Origin of the sequence: Flavobacterium gilvum (genome assembly GCF_001761465.1) — a bacterium.
GTDB classification, from domain to species: Bacteria; Bacteroidota; Bacteroidia; order Flavobacteriales; family Flavobacteriaceae; genus Flavobacterium; species Flavobacterium gilvum.
The window spans coordinates 166,065-187,978 of sequence record NZ_CP017479.1 but is presented as its reverse complement, the minus strand read 5'-3'; the positions used below and the strand labels follow the sequence as shown (position 1 = coordinate 187,978).

18 protein-coding genes are annotated in these 21,914 nt (G+C 34.4%); 17 read left to right on the top strand and 1 reads right to left on the bottom strand.

Annotated features, from left to right (window positions below):
• Positions 1–7 precede the first annotated feature (7 nt).
• The 7 genes from EM308_RS00885 to ctlX all read left to right on the top strand — a co-directional run bounded on the left by EM308_RS00885 (position 8) and on the right by ctlX (position 7,757).
• Positions 8–1,000: a DNA-directed RNA polymerase subunit alpha gene (locus EM308_RS00885; protein WP_035637337.1), complete on the top strand. Its 993-nt coding sequence runs from the start codon at positions 8–10 to the stop codon at positions 998–1,000.
• A gap of 38 nt (positions 1,001–1,038) precedes the next feature.
• Positions 1,039–1,527 carry a 50S ribosomal protein L17 gene (gene rplQ / locus EM308_RS00880; protein ID WP_035637339.1) on the top strand — a complete coding sequence of 163 codons (489 nt, stop codon included), beginning with the start codon at positions 1,039–1,041 and terminating at the stop codon, positions 1,525–1,527.
• Between the two features lie 294 nt (positions 1,528–1,821).
• The gene (carA, locus tag EM308_RS00875; protein ID WP_035637341.1) at positions 1,822–2,925 is read left to right on the top strand and encodes a glutamine-hydrolyzing carbamoyl-phosphate synthase small subunit; all 1,104 of its coding nucleotides are present in this window, start codon (positions 1,822–1,824) and stop codon (positions 2,923–2,925) included.
• 118 nt (positions 2,926–3,043) lie between these two features.
• The gene (gene eno / locus EM308_RS00870) at positions 3,044–4,336 is read left to right on the top strand and encodes a phosphopyruvate hydratase (RefSeq protein WP_035637343.1); all 1,293 of its coding nucleotides are present in this window, start codon (positions 3,044–3,046) and stop codon (positions 4,334–4,336) included.
• A 153-nt stretch (positions 4,337–4,489) separates the two neighbouring features.
• A complete protein-coding gene (locus EM308_RS00865) occupies positions 4,490–5,761 on the top strand; it encodes a citrate synthase (RefSeq protein WP_035637345.1) in 1,272 nt (423 codons plus the stop codon).
• A gap of 79 nt (positions 5,762–5,840) precedes the next feature.
• Complete coding sequence (locus EM308_RS00860; protein ID WP_035637348.1) at positions 5,841–6,755, top strand: dimethylarginine dimethylaminohydrolase family protein; 915 nt, start codon at positions 5,841–5,843, stop codon at positions 6,753–6,755.
• 66 nt (positions 6,756–6,821) lie between these two features.
• Entirely contained in the window at positions 6,822–7,757 is a 936-nt protein-coding gene (ctlX, locus tag EM308_RS00855) for a citrulline utilization hydrolase CtlX (protein ID WP_035637350.1), read from the top strand.
• 83 nt (positions 7,758–7,840) lie between these two features.
• Here ctlX and EM308_RS00850 read toward each other — a convergent pair whose 3' ends face one another.
• Positions 7,841–8,470: a MarC family NAAT transporter gene (locus EM308_RS00850; protein ID WP_035637351.1), complete on the bottom strand. Its 630-nt coding sequence runs from the start codon at positions 8,468–8,470 to the stop codon at positions 7,841–7,843.
• Between the two features lie 202 nt (positions 8,471–8,672).
• Between EM308_RS00850 and EM308_RS00845 the strand changes: the two genes are divergently transcribed.
• From EM308_RS00845 to EM308_RS00800, 10 genes are all read left to right on the top strand, one after another.
• Complete coding sequence (locus EM308_RS00845; protein WP_035637354.1) at positions 8,673–9,041, top strand: CoA-binding protein; 369 nt, start codon at positions 8,673–8,675, stop codon at positions 9,039–9,041.
• A 50-nt stretch (positions 9,042–9,091) separates the two neighbouring features.
• Entirely contained in the window at positions 9,092–9,712 is a 621-nt protein-coding gene (gene recR / locus EM308_RS00840; RefSeq protein ID WP_035637356.1) for a recombination mediator RecR, read from the top strand.
• Between the two features lie 71 nt (positions 9,713–9,783).
• Positions 9,784–10,575 (top strand): polysaccharide biosynthesis/export family protein, encoded by a 792-nt coding sequence (locus tag EM308_RS00835; RefSeq protein ID WP_035637358.1) that lies wholly within the window; start codon positions 9,784–9,786, stop codon positions 10,573–10,575.
• A gap of 15 nt (positions 10,576–10,590) precedes the next feature.
• Complete coding sequence (locus EM308_RS00830) at positions 10,591–13,041, top strand: polysaccharide biosynthesis tyrosine autokinase (RefSeq protein WP_035637360.1); 2,451 nt, start codon at positions 10,591–10,593, stop codon at positions 13,039–13,041.
• Between the two features lie 27 nt (positions 13,042–13,068).
• On the top strand, positions 13,069–14,055 hold the full coding sequence (locus EM308_RS00825; protein ID WP_035637363.1) for an SDR family oxidoreductase: 987 nt from the start codon (positions 13,069–13,071) through the stop codon (positions 14,053–14,055).
• A gap of 61 nt (positions 14,056–14,116) precedes the next feature.
• A complete protein-coding gene (locus EM308_RS00820; RefSeq protein ID WP_035637365.1) occupies positions 14,117–15,508 on the top strand; it encodes a UDP-glucose 6-dehydrogenase in 1,392 nt (463 codons plus the stop codon).
• A 425-nt stretch (positions 15,509–15,933) separates the two neighbouring features.
• Entirely contained in the window at positions 15,934–17,217 is a 1,284-nt protein-coding gene (locus EM308_RS00815) for a nucleotide sugar dehydrogenase (RefSeq protein ID WP_035637368.1), read from the top strand.
• A gap of 89 nt (positions 17,218–17,306) precedes the next feature.
• Complete coding sequence (rfbB, locus tag EM308_RS00810; RefSeq protein ID WP_035637370.1) at positions 17,307–18,353, top strand: dTDP-glucose 4,6-dehydratase; 1,047 nt, start codon at positions 17,307–17,309, stop codon at positions 18,351–18,353.
• A 58-nt stretch (positions 18,354–18,411) separates the two neighbouring features.
• Positions 18,412–18,885: a UpxY family transcription antiterminator gene (locus tag EM308_RS00805; RefSeq protein ID WP_035637372.1), complete on the top strand. Its 474-nt coding sequence runs from the start codon at positions 18,412–18,414 to the stop codon at positions 18,883–18,885.
• Between the two features lie 438 nt (positions 18,886–19,323).
• Positions 19,324–21,783 (top strand): SLBB domain-containing protein, encoded by a 2,460-nt coding sequence (locus EM308_RS00800; protein ID WP_035637374.1) that lies wholly within the window; start codon positions 19,324–19,326, stop codon positions 21,781–21,783.
• The last annotated feature ends 131 nt before the right edge of the window (positions 21,784–21,914 follow it).

The following is a 21,914-nucleotide window of genomic DNA, read 5'->3' as shown; positions in this document are numbered from 1 at the left end:
GAAATTTATGGCAATATTTAATTTTCAGAAGCCCGATAAAGTTATCATGATCGATTCAACCGATTTTGAAGGTAAATTTGAATTTAGACCTTTAGAACCTGGATACGGATTGACTGTTGGTAATGCACTTAGAAGAGTTTTGCTTTCAGCATTAGAAGGTTATGCTATTACATCAGTTCGTATAGAAGGTGTAGATCATGAGTTTTCTACTATTTCAGGAGTTGTTGAAGATGTTACCGAAATTATTCTTAATCTTAAACAAGTACGTTTCAAACGTCAGATTGAGGATATAGATAATGAATCAGTTACTATTTCTGTTTCTGGTAAAGATCAATTGACAGCTGGAGATTTTCAAAAATTCATATCAGGTTTCCAAGTTTTGAATCCAGAACTTGTTATCTGTAATTTAGATAGTAAAATCAAACTGAATTTCGATTTAACTATCGAAAAAGGTAGAGGTTATGTTCCTGCTGAAGAGAACAAAAAACAGAATGCTGCAATTGGAACAATTTTTACAGATTCTATTTTTACTCCGGTAAAAAATGTAAAATATGCTATTGAAAACTTCCGTGTAGAGCAAAAAACAGATTATGAAAAATTAGTTTTTGAAATAAAAACTGACGGATCTATCAATCCTAAAGACGCTCTTACTGAGGCTGCTAAAGTTCTAATTCACCATTTCATGTTGTTTTCTGATGAAAGAATTACACTTGAGGCTGATGAAATTGCACAAACAGAATCTTATGACGAAGAGTCATTACATATGAGACAATTGCTTAAAACTAAGCTTGTTGATATGGATCTTTCTGTTAGAGCATTAAATTGTTTGAAAGCGGCTGAAGTTGATACACTTGGTGATTTAGTATCGTTCAATAAAAATGACCTAATGAAATTCCGTAATTTCGGTAAAAAATCTTTAACTGAACTAGATGAACTAGTGGCAATTAAAAATTTGACCTTCGGTATGGATTTAGCAAAATACAAACTAGATAAAGAATAATCTAATCCTGTTTAATCAGGGTTAAATTTCATAAAGCAATGAGACACGGAAAAAAATTCAATCACTTAAGCAGACAGACTGCACATAGAAGTTCTATGTTGGCTAATATGGCTTGTTCTCTTATCGAGCACAAACGTATTAACACTACTGTTGCTAAAGCTAAAGCGCTTAAACAATTTGTTGAGCCGCTTATAACAAAATCAAAATCTGATACTACACATAATCGTCGTATCGTTTTTTCTTACTTACGTAGCAAATATGCTGTTACTGATTTGTTCAGAGATGTAGCTGCTAAAGTAGGTGATCGTCCAGGAGGATACACTCGTATCATTAAAGTTGGAAATCGTTTAGGAGATAATGCTGATATGGCAATGATCGAATTAGTAGATTTCAATGAACTTTACAACGGAGGTAAAAAAGAAGTTAAAAAAGCAAAAAGCCGTCGTGGTGGAAAAGCTAAAAAAGCTGAAGGAGTTGTTGAAGCTCCAGCTGCTGAAGCTGAACCAACAGCAGACGCTGCTGAATAATTATGAAAATAATCATTCGATAATAATAAAGGATAAGCTATTTATAGTTTATCCTTTTTTTTTTGATTTTTTTATAAAATAAACTGGCAATTATTGCTCTTTTAGCTATTTGTCAGATATAGAAATAGTGATATAGTTGTTCGCTTTCTAGAATATATTAGGGGATGTTTTTAAAACATTTTGTTGTCATTTTGTTATGCTTTTGAATTGAGTTTCAAATGGACAGAATTATTCGTAGAAAAACGTTGCGTTCACTGTTTTAAAAATCTAAATTTGCACAATATTAAATTAGACATGAAATATACAACACGAAAAAGCGCTATTCTATTATTAAGTGACGGAACAATATTCCACGGAAAGTCAATAGGAATTAGTGGAAAAACTTTTGGAGAAGTTTGTTTTAATACTGGTATGACCGGTTATCAAGAGATTTTTACGGATCCTTCTTATTTTGGGCAATTAATGGTTGCTACAAATGCTCATATCGGAAATTATGGAGTAAATGATAAAGAAGTTGAATCTAATAGCATTAAAATTGCAGGTTTAATTTGTAAAAATTTTAGTTTTAATTATTCCAGAACCGATTCATCCGGAAGTTTGGAAGATTATTTTGCTAAGCAAAATTTAATCTGCATATCTGATGTTGATACTCGAGCTTTAGTGAGTTATATTCGTGATAATGGTGCTATGAATGCAGTTATCTGTACAGATGATACACCTCTTGAAGAATTAAAAAAATTATTGGCAGAGGTTCCAGATATGAAAGGTCTTGAGTTAGCTTCAAAAGTTTCTACTCTTGAACCTTATTTTTATGGTGACGAAAATGCAAAGTATAAGATTTCTGCTTTAGATTTAGGAATTAAAGAAAATATTTTGCGCAACTTAGCCAAAAGAGATTGTTATATTAAGGTTTTTCCATATAATGCATCTTATTCTGAATTGGCTTCTTTTAATCCAGATGGTTTCTTCCTTTCAAACGGCCCTGGGGATCCAGATCCTCTAGATGGTGCTATTCAGGTTGCAAAAGAAATTTTAGAAAATAACAAACCATTGTTTGGTATTTGTTTAGGACATCAGGTTATTGCTTTGGCAAATGGTGTTTCGACCTATAAAATGTTCAATGGTCACAGGGGTATAAATCATCCTGTAAAAAATATTATTACTGGTAAAGGGGAAATTACTTCTCAAAACCACGGATTTGCTGTAAATAAAGAAGAATTGGAAAATCATCCGGATTTAGAAATTACGCATTTGCACTTGAATGATGAGACAGTAGCAGGTATGAGGATGAAAAATAAAAATTGTTTTTCTGTACAATATCACCCTGAAGCAAGTCCGGGACCACATGATTCTTCTTATCTTTTTGATCAATTTATAGAAAATATTAAATCCGTATAAGGCTAAAACGTTATCGTTAATAAATAAAAAGATATTAACGTTTTTTTAATGAAGACTTGTAGATTTTTTTGTTTAATTTTGATTAAAATACAAATTAATAACATTAAAAATAAGAATAATGAGTATTATCGTTAAAATTCACGCTAGACAAATTTTTGATTCAAGAGGGAACCCTACTGTAGAGGTTGATGTAATTACTGAGAATGGGGTTTTAGGAAGAGCTGCTGTTCCTTCTGGAGCTTCTACTGGAGCGCATGAGGCACATGAATTACGTGATGGAGGAAAAGCTTTCTTAGGAAAAGGAGTTTTGAAGGCCGTTGAAAATGTAAATACTAAAATTGCTGAAGAGTTAGTTGGAACTTCTGTTTTTGAACAAAATCTTATTGATCAAATGATGATTGATTTAGATGGTACTTCAACTAAATCTAACTTAGGAGCTAATGCAATTTTAGGTGTTTCTTTGGCAGTTGCAAAAGCTGCAGCTGAGGAATTAGGTCTGCCTTTGTATAGATATGTTGGTGGAGTTTCTGCAAATACTTTGCCTTTGCCAATGATGAATATCATCAATGGAGGATCTCACTCTGATGCGCCTATCGCATTTCAGGAATTTATGATTATGCCGGTTAAGGCTACATCTTTTGCTCATGCATTGCAAATGGGTACGGAGATTTTCCACAATCTTAAAAAAGTATTGCATGATAGAAATCTTTCTACAGCAGTTGGTGATGAAGGTGGTTTTGCGCCAACTTTGGCTGGAGGTACTGAAGATGCATTAGATACTATCAAAAAAGCGGTTGAAGCTGCTGGTTATACTTTTGGTGATGATATCATGGTTGCTCTTGATTGTGCTGCTTCTGAGTTCTATAAAGACGGTAAGTATGATTATTCTAAATTTGAAGGTCCTACTGGTAAAATCAGAACATCTGCTGAGCAAGTTGACTATTTAACTGAATTGGCTACTAAATACCCAATTATTTCTATCGAAGATGGAATGGATGAAAATGACTGGGATGGTTGGAAATTGTTAACAGAAAAAATTGGTAACAGAGTTCAATTAGTAGGAGATGATTTGTTTGTGACTAATGTTGATCGTTTGTCAACAGGAATCGAAAAGGGAATTGCAAATTCTATTTTGATTAAAGTTAACCAAATTGGAACTTTGACTGAAACTATTGCGGCTGTTAATATGGCTAAAAATGCTGGATATACATCTGTGATGTCACACCGTTCTGGAGAGACTGAAGATTATACAATTGCTGATTTGGCAGTAGCATTAAACTGTGGTCAAATTAAAACAGGATCTGCTTCTCGTTCTGATCGTATGGCAAAATACAATCAATTACTAAGAATAGAAGAGGAATTAGGGAATTCTGCATATTTTCCCGGAAAAAAGGCTTTTAAAATAAAGTAATTGTAAAGAATTTATAGGAATTGAGCCATTCATCATAGATGAATGGCTTTTTTTTGAATTTTTAACAAATTCAATGTTCAATTAGTTTTTAATTTACTTTGGAATTCCTTAGTTTTGATAAATTATAAATCAAACCCTATTTCATAAAAAAATATGTCAAAAACAGCAATATTAGAAATTGACGGTAATAAGTTTGACCTGCCAATAATAGTTGGTAGTGAGAACGAAGTTGCTATAGATATTAGTAAATTAAGAGATTTATCGGGTGTAATTACCCTTGATCCAGGTTATAAAAACTCTGGAGCTTGTAAAAGCGAAATCACATTTTTGGATGGAGAACTTGGGATTTTACGTTATAGAGGATATTCAATTGAGGATTTGGCTGAAAAATCACATTTTTTAGAAGTTTCCTATTTGTTGATTTTTGGAAATTTGCCTTCTGCTGAAACATTGGAGCAATTTGAAAATGATATTCGTAGATTCACTTTAGTGAGTGAAGAAATGAAAATTATTATAGATGGTTTTCCACGTACAGCCCACCCAATGGGGGTTTTATCAGCTTTGACAAGTGCTTTGACTGCGTTTCACCCAAAATCTGTAGATGTTAATAACGAAAAAGATATGTATGACGCAATTTGTAAAACAATTGCAAAATTTTTAGTTATTGCTACTTGGACTTATAGAAAAAGTATGGGGTATCCTTTGAATTATTATGATAATACCATAGGATATGTTGAAAATTTCATGAGTTTAATGTTTAAGTTGCCTACAGGACCTTATGCTGTAAATCCTGTTATTGTTGATGCATTGGATAAACTATTTATTCTTCATGCTGACCACGAACAAAACTGTTCTACATCAACAGTAAGAATGGTGGGGTCTTCTCATGCTGGCTTATTTGCTTCTATATCTTCTGGAGTTTCTGCTTTGTGGGGGCCTTTGCATGGTGGTGCAAATCAGGCAGTGCTTGAAATGCTTGAGGAAATTCATGCTTCTGGAGGTGATGCAGATAAATATTTAGCGAAAGCTAAAGATAAAGACGATCCTTTTAGATTGATGGGATTTGGTCATAGAGTTTATAAAAACTTTGATCCAAGAGCCAAAATAATCAAGAAAGCTGCAGATGATGTTCTAGCAACTTTGGGAGTAAATGACCCAATTCTTGAAATCGCCAAAAAATTGGAGGCTGCTGCTTTGGAAGATGAGTATTTCAAATCAAGAAATTTATATCCAAACGTAGATTTTTACTCAGGAATTATTTATAGAGCTTTAGGAATCCCAACCGATATGTTTACTGTATTGTTTGCAATTGGAAGATTACCGGGTTGGATCGCTCAATGGAAAGAAATGAGAGAAAACAAAGAACCGATAGGAAGACCAAGACAAGTTTATACAGGTTATCCTTTGAGAGATTATGTTAAATAATAATTCTTAAAATAGATTATAGAAGCTTCACTTTTACGGTGAAGCTTTTTTTTTATCTTTGACTAAAAACAATATAACAATGCTGAAATTAAATGTTAAGAATGAAACTTCCAGGTTGAGGGTGGTAGTTTTGGGGACTGCAATTAGCAACGGGCCAACGCCAAAAGCAGAAGAAGCGTACGATCCTAAATCTTTGGAACATATTCTAGCCAATACTTACCCAGTTGAAGCAGATATGGTTGCTGAAATGGAAGCTTTTAATTCGGTATTTCAAAAATATGGGGTCACTGTTTTACGTCCAGAAATGATTGATAATTACAACCAGATTTTTGTTCGGGATATTGGTTTTGTGATTGATGATACTTTTGTTAAATCAAATATTTTGCCCGATCGTGAAAGGGAATTGGATGCCATTCAGTATGTAATCGATCAGATAAATCCTGAAAATGTGGTTCGCCCACCTGAAGATGTTCATATCGAGGGAGGTGATGTTATGCTTTGGAACGATTATATTTTTATCGGGACTTACAAGGGAAGTGATTATTCTAATTACATCACGGCAAGAACCAATATGCAAGGAGTGAATTTTATTAAGAACCTTTTTCCTGAAAAAAAAATAAAAGAATTTGATTTGGTTAAATCAAAAATTGAAGCCCGGGATAATGCTTTGCATCTTGATTGTTGTTTTCAGCCAGTAGGTAAGGATAAAGGAATTATTTATAAGAGAGGATTTAGGGAAGAGGCAGATTATATGTTTCTTGTGAATCTTTTTGGAAAAGAGAATCTTTTTCATATTACAAGGGAAGAAATGTATAATATGAATTCCAATGTGTTTTCGATAGCTGAAAATGTTGTGGTTTCTGAAAAGAATTTTACGAGATTGAATAATTGGTTGCGTGCCAATGGGTTTGTGGTTGAGGAAATTCCCTATGCTGAAATCGCCAAACAAGAAGGTCTGTTAAGGTGCTCTACTTTACCTTTAGTAAGAGATTAACAAATGATTTTGGTTTTATTGTTTACCTTTAGCCAGTTGATTTTTGGAACAATAAAAAATTAGAATATGAAACAAACAACAAACTCCATTTTGATGATTAGGCCAGTTGCATTCCGTATGAATGAACAAACGGCAGTGAATAATTATTATCAAAAAGTTTTGGACGGACTTTTGCCAGCGACCGTAAATGCAAAAGCGCAACAGGAATTTGATGTTTTTGTTGAAAAACTTCGCGCTGTTGGGGTAGATGTAACTGTGGTTGATGACAAAGAGGGTTCGGATACACCAGACAGTATTTTTCCAAACAATTGGATTTCTTTTCATGAAAATGGAGACGTAGCGTTGTATCCTATGTTTGCCGAGAATCGTCGTCTGGAACGTCGTGAAGATATTCTGGATACTTTGGAAGATAAAGGATTTATAATCGATAATATTATGGATTATACTTCTGCCGAAGAAGACGGTTTTTTCCTTGAAGGAACAGGAAGCTTATTGCTGGATAGAGAGAATGGTAAGGCCTATTGTGCACTTTCTCCAAGAGCTGATGAAGAATTGTTTATTGAATTTTGTGAAGATTTTGAATTTACTCCCGTAATTTTTGAGGCTTTTCATACTGTCAACAAGGAACGAAAATTGATTTACCATACCAATGTAATGATGTGTATTGGTGAGACTTTTGCCGTTGTTTGCGCCGATTGTATCGATGATAAAAAAGAGCGAAAAATGGTTCTTGAAAGTCTGAAGGGAGACGAAAAAGAAGTTGTTTTAATTACCGAAGATCAATTGAATAATTTTGCTGGAAATATGCTTGAAGTTAAAGGTACTGATGATAGAAGGTATTTGGTAATGAGTGACTCGGCATATAAAAGTCTGACCAAAAAGCAGATTGCCCAATTAGAGGAACATGTGACTATTTTGAGTTCAAATCTAGATACAATTGAAGCTTGTGGCGGAGGTAGTGCTCGATGTATGATGGCCGAAATTTTCCTGCCAAGAGAATAAAAAATAAATTCCAAAGTTTAAATTCCCAAATCCCAAACATTAACAATTGGAATTTGGGAATTTTTATTGATTATTTTTTGGAACTACATCAAATTACCTTTTACGATATTGATAAGAGCACTTACGATGTATTGGATACCAATCGCGACAACAATAAAACCAACAATTCTTGAAATGGCAACGATGCCCGAAGCTCCAAGTATTTGGGCCAGATAATGTGCACTCCTAAGAATAATGAAAATTGTGAAGGCGATTGCTATTATTGCCAATGAGGCAACTATAAGTTCGTTGGTAGCATTATGTTCTTGATAAAATGCAATCAATAAAGAGATGGAGCCGGGTCCTGCAAGCATTGGCATAGCCAAAGGAGTTAAGGCGATATCATTTCTTTTCTGGGCTTCGTTTTCAATCTTTTTATTGATTCCCCTTTTTTTGTTGAATTTTCCCGAAAGCAAAGAAAACCCCGAACTCACGATGATTAATCCGCCAGCAATTCTTAAAGAATCAATGCTAATTCCGAAGAAATTCAAAACATATTTTCCAATAAAAAATGAAATAATCAAAATCAAGAATACGTTTATCGAAGTCCATAATGAAATTCTGGAGCATTCCTGTTTTGAATCGTTTTGGGTAAGACCAACAAAAATCGGAACTGTTCCTATTGGATTTAATACCGAGAATAATGCTACAAATAAGTAAATAAATAAATCCATTCAGTTTTGGTTTTTGGTTGCGAAATTACGAATTTATGAAAGAATAAGTTTAAATAAGTGTTATAGAATTGTTTATTTAAAAAAAAGGATTGAAAAATAAGAATTGTTTAAAGTAATCTTTGTGGAGTTTTGGTGCTTTAGGGAATCATTTAGTTAGTGGCTTAATCCTTTTTGATTACTTTTGTAACTTATATTATTTAAAATGACAAAAAATAAAAAAACATTAGTTTTAGGAGCCTCAATAAAACAGTCCAGATATGCTTTTCTGGCTATTGAAAAATTGGTTGAAAAAGGTCATTCTGTTCTTGCGATTGGTCAAAATGCAGGAGAAGTGGCAGGGGTAAAAATCCAAACTAAAACAATTCCATTAAAAAACATCGATACCGTTACACTTTATCTTAATCCTTCTCATCAACGTGATTATTATAATTATATAGTTGAAGCAAGACCTAAACGCGTTTTGTTTAATCCCGGAACCGAAAATCCAGAGTTTTATCAATTGTTGGAGTTGAATAATATAAAGTATGAAACTGCCTGTACATTAGTTTTGCTGTCAATAAATAAGTATTAAAGATTTAATTTTCTAAAGGGCAGTTTGTCAAATTGCTTACTTTTGTAGCCATGGAATTTTCATCAAAATTAATAGAGAAAGCAGTTAACGAGATGTCACAATTGCCCGGAATAGGCAAACGGACAGCTTTGCGATTGGTTTTGCATCTTTTAAAACAACCCAAAGAACAGACTACATTTTTGTCTCAAGCGTTGGTAACCATGCGGGAAGAAATCAAATATTGTAATAGCTGTCATAATATTTCAGATAGTGAAGTTTGTGAAATTTGTGCCAATCCAAGCCGAAACCATCAGATTATTTGTGTTGTAGAGGATATTCGGGATGTAATGGCCATCGAAAATACAGGTCAATTTAGAGGGATTTATCATGTTTTGGGAGGGAAAATTTCGCCAATTGACGGCGTGGGCCCGAGTCAGCTTACTATTAATTCATTGGTGGAGAAAGTTAAGTCCGAAAAAGTAAACGAGATAATATTTGCCCTGAGCTCAACAATGGAAGGGGATACGACCAATTTTTATATTTATAAGCAAATAGCTGATTCGTCAGTCATAGTTTCAACAATTGCAAGAGGGATTGCTGTTGGTGATGAGTTGGAATATGCAGATGAAGTAACTCTCGGTCGAAGTATATTGCAAAGAGTTCCTTTTGAAAAATCATTAAAAACAAATTAAAAGGTTTATTGAGCGTGATGCTTTTTTTATACTAATTGAAAAAAACTATATTTGTTACTAAATTGACACGAATGAACAAACGTTTACTCTTTATTTTTCTATTTATCAGTGTGTTGTTTACATCCTGTATTCCGGTAAAAGATTTGGTTTATCTTCAAAAAAAAGATAATTCTTCTAATGAAGAAGCGGTTACAATGATAGAATCGAAACCTTATCGTTTGCAGACTCATGACGTGTTAAGTATTTCAATAAAAGCTTCGGATCCAAAACTTGTGTCTATTTTCAATCCGACCGCCAATGGTTCTGAAACCAGTCAATCAGAATCTGGATTGTATTTTGACGGTTTCACAGTTGATGATCATGGAAATATTCGGATTCCTGTTTTGGGAGAAATGAATGTTTTGGGATTTACTTTGGAAGAAGTTAGAATTAAAATTGAAAAACAACTCTTGGCTGACTATTTTAAAGATAACGCGAGCATTTTTGTGGTAGTAAAATTAGCCGGTTTTCGATATACTATAAACGGGGAAGTGGGCAGTACCGGTACCAAAACTCTGTTTCAGGAAAAAGTGAACATAATGGAAGCTATTGCCAATGCAGGTGATATAACCACCACTGGAGACAGGAAATCGGTGACTATTATAAGACAAACGCCAAACGGAACCGAGATGAAAGATTTGGATTTGACCAATATCAATGTGATGAACTCGCCGTATTATTTTTTGCAGCCTAATGATTATATCTACGTAAAACCACTCAAGCAAAAAACATGGGGGACAGGTAGTACGGGACTTCAGTCTTTGACAACACTTATTACATTGTTTTCATTATTAACTTCCGTTTTTTTGTTGGTTAAAAATTAAAATCAATTTCAAAATATGTTAGATATTAAGGATTTTACGGTTTTCGAAAATCAGCCTACTTTTGATTTTAAGGGGTTTTTAATCAAGATATTGAGTTATTGGAAATGGTTTTTACTGTCTTTAACCATTGCATTTGTAATTGCCTATCAGATAAATATCCGAAAGGAGAAAATTTATGGAATTGAGACATTAATTTCGGTTAAGGAAGAAACCAATCCGCTTTTTACATCAAGTACCAATTTGGTTTTCAACTGGGGAGGAGCTTCAGATCAAATGCAGACCATTTCCACCACATTGCAATCCCGTTCTCATAACGAGTTGGTAGTAGATAAGTTGCAGTTTTATATCGATTATTTGGTGCAGGGAAAATACAATCTTGTCGATGCTTATGGAGCCGTTCCGTTTCATGTCGAGATTGATAAAAAACAGGGGCAACTTGCTGGAAACCTTATAAAAGTTAAGTTTATCACTGAAAATGAGTATGAAATTAGAGTTCCATTTGATGGGACATCGGTTTCAGTTATCCATTATTCAGACAATAGTTATGGTACCACTTCGGTTGTAGAAGGTGAATTTGTGAAACGATATAAAGTGGGACAAAAAGTGTCTTTGCCATTTTTGAACTGGACTTTGCAAATAAACGATAAGCCGGGACTTTATAAGGGAAATGAGTACTTTGTGCGATTTAATGATTTTGACGGAACGGTTTCGGGTTACAGAAATATTAATGTTAAAACTGATGATAGAGGGAGTTCTATCATTACTTTGGGAATGCAGGGTACCAATAAAGCCCGAATGGTTGAATATCTGAATGCAACCGTAAATATGCTGATAAAAAGGCAGTTGGATAGTAAAAACCAATTTGCGACCAACACTATTAATTTTATTGACAGTACACTTGTCGCTATGGAATCCCAACTAAAACAAACGGGTGACGAGTTGAAATCTTTCAGAAAAGGTAAAAATATTTACGATGTTGAAGGTGGTGGAGCCGAAAAATTTTCGAATAAAATCCTTGATTTTGATGTTGAAAAAGATGCCATAAACCGTAAAATGGCTTATTATAATTCCTTAAAATCGTATCTAAAAAACAGTGTTGATTATTCAAAATTACCAGCACCTTCTGTTGCGGGAATTGAGGATCCAAATATTGTTGTCAATGTGTCCAAATTAATAGCACTTTCTACTCAACGATCGGAGATGGCTTATGCTGTAAAAAGCGAAAAAATATTCAGGGATTTTGACAATCAGATGGAAGCCATCAAAAACGTTTTGCTTGAAAATATTGGCACGGCAAAATCATCTCTAGAATATGATTTGGCCATGGTACAGAGCAAAGTGAATCAGGCTGAGAGTAAGATTAAACGATTTCCAGATGATCAGCAAGAATTAATAAAAATCAAAAGAAAATACGATTTAAATGATAATATTTATAGCACTTTTCTTCAAAAGCGAAGTGAGGCTGATATTGTAAAAGCGGCCAATCTTTCGGATATTCATTTTATTGATCCGGCCAAAGATATTGGTGGAGGACTTATTGGACCAAAGACTGGAGTGAATTATGTTTTGGCACTTTTTCTGGGGTTGCTGATTCCTTTATTGATTATTATTGTTTTGTATTTTATAAACAATAGTATCCAAAATCCAGATGATATCAGCAAATTGACAAATATTCCTGTAATTGGAATTGTGGGGGTAAATTTGGATCAAAATAATTTGGCTGTATTCGAAAAGCCAAAGTCGGCATTATCAGAATCTTTCAGGGCGATTCGTTCTTCGTTGCAATTTTTGTATAAAAAGAATAATGTGGATGGAGCCAAGACATTGATGATAACTTCATCGGTAAGTGGGGAAGGGAAAACATTTTGTTCGATAAATATTGCTACGGTTTTTGCTTTAAGCGAAAAAAAGACTGTGATTGTGGGAATGGATTTGAGAAAACCCAGATTGTTTGATGAATTTAATCTGACAAATACGGTAGGGGTTGTTAATTATTTGATTAAAGACAAAAATCTAGATGAAATTGTGAATCATACTCCGGTTCCTTTTCTTGATGTTATATTTTCAGGACCTGTTCCGCCCAATCCATCTGAATTGATTTTAGGTGATGCAATGAAAGAATTAATGGAGGAATTAAAGGCAAAGTACGATTATATTATTTTGGATACTCCTCCTGTTGGGCTTGTGGCTGATTCATTGGAACTGGATCAGTATTGTGATGTTTCGTTGTATATAGTTAGACAAAATTTCACCAAAAAAGGAATGATAACATTGCTCAACAATAGAATAAGTCGCGAAGAACTTCATAATACGAGCATCATTTTGAATGGCTTTGAGAATAAAGCCAAGTATGGAGGTGGTTATGGTTATGGATATGGTTATGGAAGTGGTAATTATTCCAGTGGCTATCATGAGGTTGAAAAAGAGAAAAGTTTTGTCGAAAAAATTATGAGCAGGAAAAAATAGAAATAGCTGCTTAAAAATAAATCAGAAATGACAGGAAATAATAAAAAGAAAATATTGATTACGGGAGGTGCCGGATTTATTGGGTCTAATTTATGTGAATATTTTTTGTCCAAAGAATACCAAGTGGTTTGCTTGGATAATTTTGCTACAGGGCATCGTCATAATTTAAAAGACTTTATAGATGACAAAGATTTTAATTTAATAGAAGGTGATATTCGTAGTCTGGATACTTGTCAAAAGGCTGTAGAAGGAGTTGATTATGTGTTGCATCAAGCAGCATTGGGTTCTGTGCCCCGGTCAATAAATGACCCTATTACGTCCAATGATGTCAATGTTTCCGGGTTCTTGAATATGTTGGTAGCTTCTCGTGATGCCAATGTAAAACGATTTGTTTATGCTGCCAGTTCTTCGACCTATGGTGACTCTGTGGGTTTGCCAAAGGTGGAAGATGTGATTGGGAAACCACTTTCTCCTTATGCCATAACGAAATATGTAAACGAATTGTATGCCGAAATTTTCAGCAGAACTTACGGGCTAGAAACTATCGGTCTGCGTTATTTTAATGTATTTGGACGCAAACAAGATCCTAATGGAGCTTATGCGGCGGTTATCCCAAAATTTGTTATGCAATTGATGCAACATGAAAGTCCCAAAATAAATGGAGATGGAAATTATTCAAGGGATTTTACTTATATTGATAATGTCATTCAGATGAATGAATTGGCAATGACAACAGAAAATCCTGAAGCGGTAAATACCGTTTACAATACCGCTTATGGTGATCGCAATACTTTAAATGATTTGGTAGGTTATTTAAAGAAATATTTGGCAGAATATGATTCAAAAATTGCCGAAGTTACAATTGAATATGGACCTAACAGAGCAGGTGACATTCCTCATTCATTGGCTAGTATTGATAAGGCAAAAACTATTTTAGGTTATAATCCAAAATTTTCTTTACAGGAAGGGCTCAAAGAAGCAGTGGGTTGGTATTGGAATAATCTTAGTAGATAGTATATTTTAGAAAGAAGAAAATAGAATATAGAGAATAGGGAAAGAATATAGAAGAAAGAATATGGAAATTACAAAGATTTGTTGCATCGGGGCAGGCTATGTCGGAGGTCCTACGATGGCAGTAATAGCACAAAAATGCCCACAGATTCAAGTTACGGTTGTCGATTTGAATACAGAAAGAATTTTAGCATGGAATGATAAAAACACCGAAAATATTCCAATTTATGAACCGGGATTATCAGAAATTGTAGCTGAAGCGAGGGGAAGAAATTTGTTTTTTTCTACTGATGTTGAAAAAGCAATTGATGAAGCTCAAATCATTTTTATATCGGTAAATACACCAACCAAAACCTACGGAAAAGGAAAAGGGATGGCTGCTGATTTGAAATACATTGAATTGTGTGCCAGGCAGATTGCTAAAGTTGCTAAAGGTGATAAAATTGTTGTTGAGAAATCGACTTTGCCGGTACGTACGGCTGAAGCGATTAAAAGTATCCTTGATTCTACAGGAAATGGAGTGCAGTTTCAGATTCTTTCCAATCCAGAATTTTTGGCTGAAGGAACTGCTGTTCAGGATTTATTAAGTCCAGACCGAATTTTGATTGGAGGAGATTATTCAGTAGAAGGACAAAAAGCGATTAAGGCTTTGGTTGATGTGTATTCCAATTGGGTAAGTCCAGAAAAAATATTAACTACAAATGTTTGGTCTTCGGAATTATCAAAATTGACTGCCAATGCTTTTTTGGCACAAAGAATTTCATCCATTAATGCAATGTCTGAGCTTTGCGAAAAAACAGGTGCCGATGTGAATGAGGTTGCAAGAGCTATTGGAATGGACAGCCGAATTGGTTCTAAATTCCTGAAAGCTTCGGTTGGATTTGGGGGATCTTGTTTCCAAAAAGACATTTTGAATTTGGTTTATATCGCAAAATCATACGGGTTGAATGAAGTAGCCGATTATTGGGAACAGGTAATTATTATGAATGACCATCAAAAGCGCCGTTTTTCAAATAATATTGTGCAAACGCTTTATAATACCGTAGCTGATAAAAAGATTACTTTTTTGGGTTGGGCTTTCAAGAAAGATACCAACGATACCCGAGAATCAGCAGCTATTTACGTCGCTGATGATTTGATTAATGAACACGCTAAAATTGCAGTGTTCGACCCGAAAGTATCCCGAAAAAAAATACTTTCCGATTTGGATTATCTGGAAACGAGAACTTTAGAAGAAAATGAAAAAAGTATATTTACTTCTGAGGATCCTTATCTTTCTTGTGAAAAAGCCCATGCAATCGCGGTACTTACCGAATGGGATGAATTTGTACATTATGATTGGCAAAAGATATATGACGGAATGCAAAAACCCGCTTTTGTTTTTGACGGAAGAAATATTTTGGATAAAACAAAATTAGAAGCTATCGGTTTTGTTTATCAGGCTATTGGTTCTTGATGGGCGAAAAGTTTAAGAGTTTAAAAGCTTAGACAGGTAATTAGGATAAAGAGCTACTTTCAAAGTTAGCTCTTTTTTAATCAGAAGATTATCCCTAATGTTTTATTGTGTTTTATCCATTTTTATGATGGCGATTTTAACCTTATTTGGTGCGTTGAAAAGTGTTTGTTTATTGCTGTTTTTGGCATCACTAAAAATGGTGATTTTTTAACTTTTTTTTTGGCTTTTAAAAATGTTTTTTTGTTGATTGTTAATTGTTTATGAATTTTGGAGTTAAAAAACTTTTTTTAGGGCACAATAGCCGTTTTTTTTACTAAAATTGGATTCTTATTTTTAGTACATTTGCCGTCAAATTTAGTTCGAATCAAATGCTAAAAAGAGTTAAGGATTAGGATTATTTTTTATAACGACAATAGTTAGAGAGATTGAATACAGATATAAAAATTGCAGTAATAGGTTTGGGTTATGTAGGTTTGCCTTTGGCTCGATTGTTTGCTACGCAATTTTCTGTTGTGGGATTCGATATCAATGTGTCAAGGGTTGAGGCTTTGCAATCGGGTACAGACAGTACTCTTGAAGTTGATGATGAAACGTTGCAAAAAGTGTTGGTTCAAAATCCGACAGACCAAAAAGGCTTATATTGTACTTCGCAAATTGCAGACATCGCCGATTGTACATATTATATTGTTACAGTTCCAACTCCTGTAGACAAAAATAATCGCCCTAATTTATCGCCATTATACAAATCCAGTGAAGCGGTAGGGTCTGTCCTGAAAAAAGGGGATATTGTGATTTATGAGTCGACTGTTTATCCTGGAGTGACCGAAGAAGAATGTGTTCCTGTTTTGGAAAAAGTCTCGGGATTGCAATTCAATGTGGATTTTTTTGCAGGATATTCACCCGAAAGAATTAATCCAGGCGACAAAGAACATACTGTGGAAAAAATTTTAAAGATAACTTCGGGATCCACACCTGAGATTGGTCAAAGAGTAAACGAATTGTATCAATCGGTTATTACTGCTGGTACACATCTTGCCCCTTCGATAAAGGTGGCTGAAGCCGCTAAAGTTATAGAAAACTCCCAAAGAGATATCAATATTGCCTTTGTTAATGAATTGGCGAAAATTTTCAATCTTTTGGATATTGATACAAGTGCAGTTTTAAAGGCCGCCGCAACCAAATGGAATTTTTTGCCATTTAAACCAGGTTTAGTTGGAGGGCATTGCATAGGAGTAGATCCCTATTATTTAGCACAAAAAGCGCAGGAAAAAGGTTATCATCCGGAAATAATATTGGCAGGACGTCGTTTGAATGATAGTATGGGTGAATATGTAGCTTCTCAGGTGGTGAAGCTAATGATCAAAAAAGGTGTGACTATCAATGGCGCTAGTTTATTAATGCTAGGAATTACTTTTAAGGAAAATTGCCCCGATGTACGAAATACCAAAATAGTAGATGTGGTAAAAGCATTAGAAGATTATGGTATTCAAGTGACTATTTTTGATCCATGGGCAAATCCCGCAGCCGTATTGCATGAATATGGAATAACGATGGTGAATGAGAAGCCAAAAACCACTTTTGATGCTGTTGTTTTGGGAGTAGCCCATGCACAATTTAGGACAATGGATATAACTTCTTTGAGAAAAGAACTTAGTGTGCTTTATGATGTTAAAGGTGTTTTGACTGATGGTGTAGATGGGAAGCTTTGAGACTATCAAAATCAATATCAATTGCAATAAGAATTTCAATTTGAAGAGGATAGAAATAGAGAATAGAATTTAGATAAAAAAATATAAAAATGAAAAAGATACTTATTACAGGAGGAGCAGGATTTATAGGTTCACATGTCGTGAGGAGATTTGTGAAGAACTATCCAAGTTATCAGATTTTTAATTTGGATGCTTTGACGTATGCTGGGAATCTGGAAAATATCAAGGATATTGAAAAAGAGCCAAATTATACTTTTGTAAAAGGAGATATTACTGATGAACATTTTATAAATGAATTGTTTATACAGCAACAGTTTGACGGAGTGATTCATCTAGCGGCAGAGTCGCATGTGGATCGTTCTATTGAAGATCCTTTGGCTTTTGTGAAAACCAATGTGATTGGAACAATGAATTTATTGAACGCAGCCAAAAAACAATGGTTGGGGAATTTTGAAGGAAAGCGTTTTTATCATGTGAGTACTGATGAAGTTTATGGTTCGCTTGGGGCTGAAGGATTGTTTACAGAGACAACTCCGTATGATCCAAATTCACCGTATTCGGCATCCAAAGCGAGTTCAGATCACTTTGTGCGAGCTTATGGTGAAACTTATGGATTACCTTATGTAATTACAAATTGTTCCAATAATTACGGGCCTAATCATTTTCCAGAAAAATTGATTCCGTTGTTTATTAATAATATCATCAATAACAAACCGCTACCAGTTTATGGGGATGGGAATTATACTCGTGATTGGCTGTTTGTAAAAGATCACGCTGTTGCAATTGATTTGGTTTTTCATGATGGAAAGAATCATGAAACCTATAATATTGGTGGATTTAATGAGTGGAAAAATATCGATTTAGTAAAAGTTTTATGTCAATTGATGGATCAAAAGTTGGGTAGAACTATTGGGGAATCGGCTCAATTGATTACTTACGTGAAAGACAGACCGGGACATGATTTGCGTTATGCCATCGATGCCTCAAAAATCAATACGCAATTAGGGTGGAAGCCATCAGTTACTTTTGAAGAAGGATTGGAGATTACCATTGATTGGTATTTAAATAACCAAGATTGGTTGAATAATGTGACTTCGGGAGCGTATGCTACTTATTATGAGAAACAGTATTCGTAATTTGTAAAGTTTGGGAGTGGGTTTAAAGAGGTGAAGTGGAACGTAAAAATGGATTGAAATGAACTGGTACGTAGTTTACACAAAGCCCAAGTGGGAAAAGAAAGTTGCGGAACGGTTGAATGAAGCTGGAATTATAGCTTATTGTCCGTTGATAACTAAGGTCCATCAATGGTCAGATCGTAAGAAGAAAGTTGAAGTTCCATTATTTAATTCCTATATTTTTGTTCAAGTTGAAGAAAAAGAAAGGAATGTTGTTTTTTCGATACCTGGAGCGATTCGGTACTTGTTTTGGTTAGGAAAGCCTGCTATAGTAAAGGAAAAAGAGATTCAGGCTATTCAAAATTGGTTGGATATACCAGATACTTTTGAAATAATGGTTGATAAATGGCAAAAAGGAGACAAGATAGTTTTAGAATCTGGGCCATTTGTTGCACAATCAGCCGTAGTACAGGAGGTAAAACACAATCACTATATTCTTGTGCTTGAGTCTTTGGGTTGTGTTCTTAAAGTTGAAAAGAAAATTAAGATTTAAGAATTGAGATTGTAAAATAAAGAATAAAGAATAAAGAATAAAGAATAAAGAATAAAGAATAAAGAATAAAGAATAAAGAATAAAGAATAAAGAATAAAGAATAAAGAATAAAGAATAAAGAATTTTTGCTGTTAATTATTTCGGTTTTAGTTATTTATTGGCTTTATTTTTTTGTTTTTATTAATAAGATTAAATCTTTAAAAAACGTCAAAAGAAAAGAGAAATTACTCTTTTTTTAACGTAGTTTTGCAAAAAAATAAGAAAGGTGGACCTGTATGGGACTCACAGCGGCGAAGCCGTGTCAAGTGGTTATCAAAAAGGGGTGAAGGGTGAAGGTGAATAATACAAGTAGGAACTTTGTTTGTCTACTGACTCACTTTAATTCTCTCTAAAAAAATAGAATAAGTTAAAATATATTATATTAGGTTTAATAAAACTATGAAAAAACTAATTACGGTAATTGCTATTTTTATGGCTCTTTTTCTTAGCAATTCGATTGTTGCCCAAGATATTTTAAAAGGAAATGATCTTAGTACGGTAAGAGTTGATTATTTATCAGACGGAGATATTGCCAAAATAAAAACACAGCTACAAAATAATAATGTCACGATTGATCAAGCAGAAGCTATGGCGCTATCCAAAGGAATGAGTGCCTCTGAATTCGCTAAATTGAAAAAACGCCTTGCTCTTCCGGAAGGAACTAAACCGACAGCTAACAAAAGTGTAGCCAAAAAGAAATCCAATGATTTGAAGTCTGAAGATGAAGAGGAAAGTGATGACGATGCTTTGCGTAAACAAGAGAAAATAGTAAACAAGAAAGTCAAAGACAGTTTGAATTCCCTTGTTTTTGGTTCGGAGTTGTTTGATAATCCTACTTTGAATTTTCAACCGAATTTGAATTTGGCTACACCTGTGAACTATGTTTTAGGTCCTGGTGATGAGTTGCAGATTAGTGTTAATGGAGTTCAGGAGTTCAGTGATAATGTTCCTGTATCTGTTGAGGGAAAAGTCAATATTCAATATGTTGGACAGATTTCGGTTTCGGGAATGACGATTGAAGCCGCTACCCAAAAAATTAAAGGTGCAATTTCAAGAGTGTACAGCACTGTTCGTTCAGGACAATCACAGGTAGGGGTGAGTTTAAGCCGTATTAGAACGATTAAAGTTACTATTATAGGAAGTAAACAACCGGGGAATTATTCTATTTCTTCTCTGGCTACTGTGTATAATGCGTTGTTTTTGGGAGGAGGGCCAAGTAAGAACGGAAGTTATAGAAATATTGAGTTGATTCGTAATAACCAGGTATATAAGAATATTGATATTTATCGGTTTTTGGTTAGTGGGAATCAATCAGACAATGTGGGATTGAAAGATAATGATGTCATTCGTATTCCAGCTTATACTAATAGGGTTACAGTTGAAGGAGAAGCTAAACGTCCTGGTATTTTCGAAATGAAAAAAGGAGAGCGTTTTTCTGATTTATTGAATTTTGCTTCTGGTTTTAATGAGTTTGCCTATACCGCTTCTGTAAATGTACTCCAAAAAACAGGTAAAGAATTTAAGGTAGCTGATATTCAGGCAGCCCAGTACAGCAGTTATGTGCCTGTGAACGGTGACGTGTTTCGAATATCGAAAATATTAAATCGTTTTGAAAACCGTATTATTATCGACGGAGCTGTTTTTAGACCTGATACTTATTCTTTTCATGCAGGTATGCGTGTTGCAGATTTAATTCGACAAGCCGAAGGATTAAAAGAAGATGCTTATCTTAAAAGGGCTAGAATCATTCGATTAAAAGAAGATTTAACGACTGAGATTGTCAATGTTGATTTAGCAAAGGCCATGAATGCTGACGTTAGTGCCAATATAGAATTGAATAAAGAAGACCGAGTAACCGTGTATTCTATTTTGGATTTTAAAGAAGATTATAAGGTGACTATAGATGGTGAAATCAAAAATCCAAATGTGTATGATTTCCAGGATAATTTAACACTAAATGATCTTATTGTTGCAGCAGGTGGTTTGACCGGTTCAGCGTCCAAACGTGTAGAAATTGCCCGAATGATTCGTGCAGAAGAAATTGATGAAAAAAATCCTAATAAAGTAGAGTTGTTTACTATTGAGATTAACCCAGAGTCTAATGAACAAGCCACTAATTTTGAGTTAAAACCTTTTGATGTGGTCAACATTAGGAGAATGGCTGTCAATGACAAACCCGAAATGGTTTTAATAGGAGGTGCTGTTGCGTATCCAGGTAAATATGTTTTGGTTAATAAAAAAGAAAAAATATATAGTGTAATTCAAAGAGCTGGTGGGCTTACTTCTTTGGCAAGTTTGAATGGAATAAAAATAAAGAGGCCGATAAAAAAAGACCAAATAGAAGCTTTAGAGAATGTAAATATGAATTTGGGTAAAAAAGACAGTATCCAAAACAAACTGAAAAAGAAATTAAAAGAGGATCTGAAATTTGCCACTATTCCGGTAGATTGGGATAAAGTGTCTAAAAATCAAAATAGTAATGCAAATGTTACATTGTTACCGGGTGACGAAATAGAAGTTTCTCCTTTCAATGAAACAGTTAAAGTGGCAGGAAATGTGCTTTTGACTTCTGAGATACCGTACAAAAGTGGTAAAGGATTCAATTATTATTTGGATGCAGTAGGCGGTCTGGATGCAAAAGGATGGAGAAAAAAGGCATATATTATTTATCCTAACGGACAAGCTGCAGTATCACACAACGTGTTATTGTTTTTTAGAACGAGTCCAACTGTAACTCCAGGTTCACAAATAGTTGTTCCCGAAAAACCAGAGCAACATAAGTTAACAACAGGCGAATGGGTAAGTATTGGAAGTGTGATTACCAGCTTAGCATTGTTGATTGTTACAGCTTTTAAATAAGTTATCCGCTCCAATTCCCCTCTTGAGAGGGGGTAGGGGGTGTGACAGGTTAAGAGAATAACCAGTACATTGATATTTATTCACTCTAATTCCCTTCTTAAGAGGGGTAGGGGGTGTGTCTACAAGTCAAG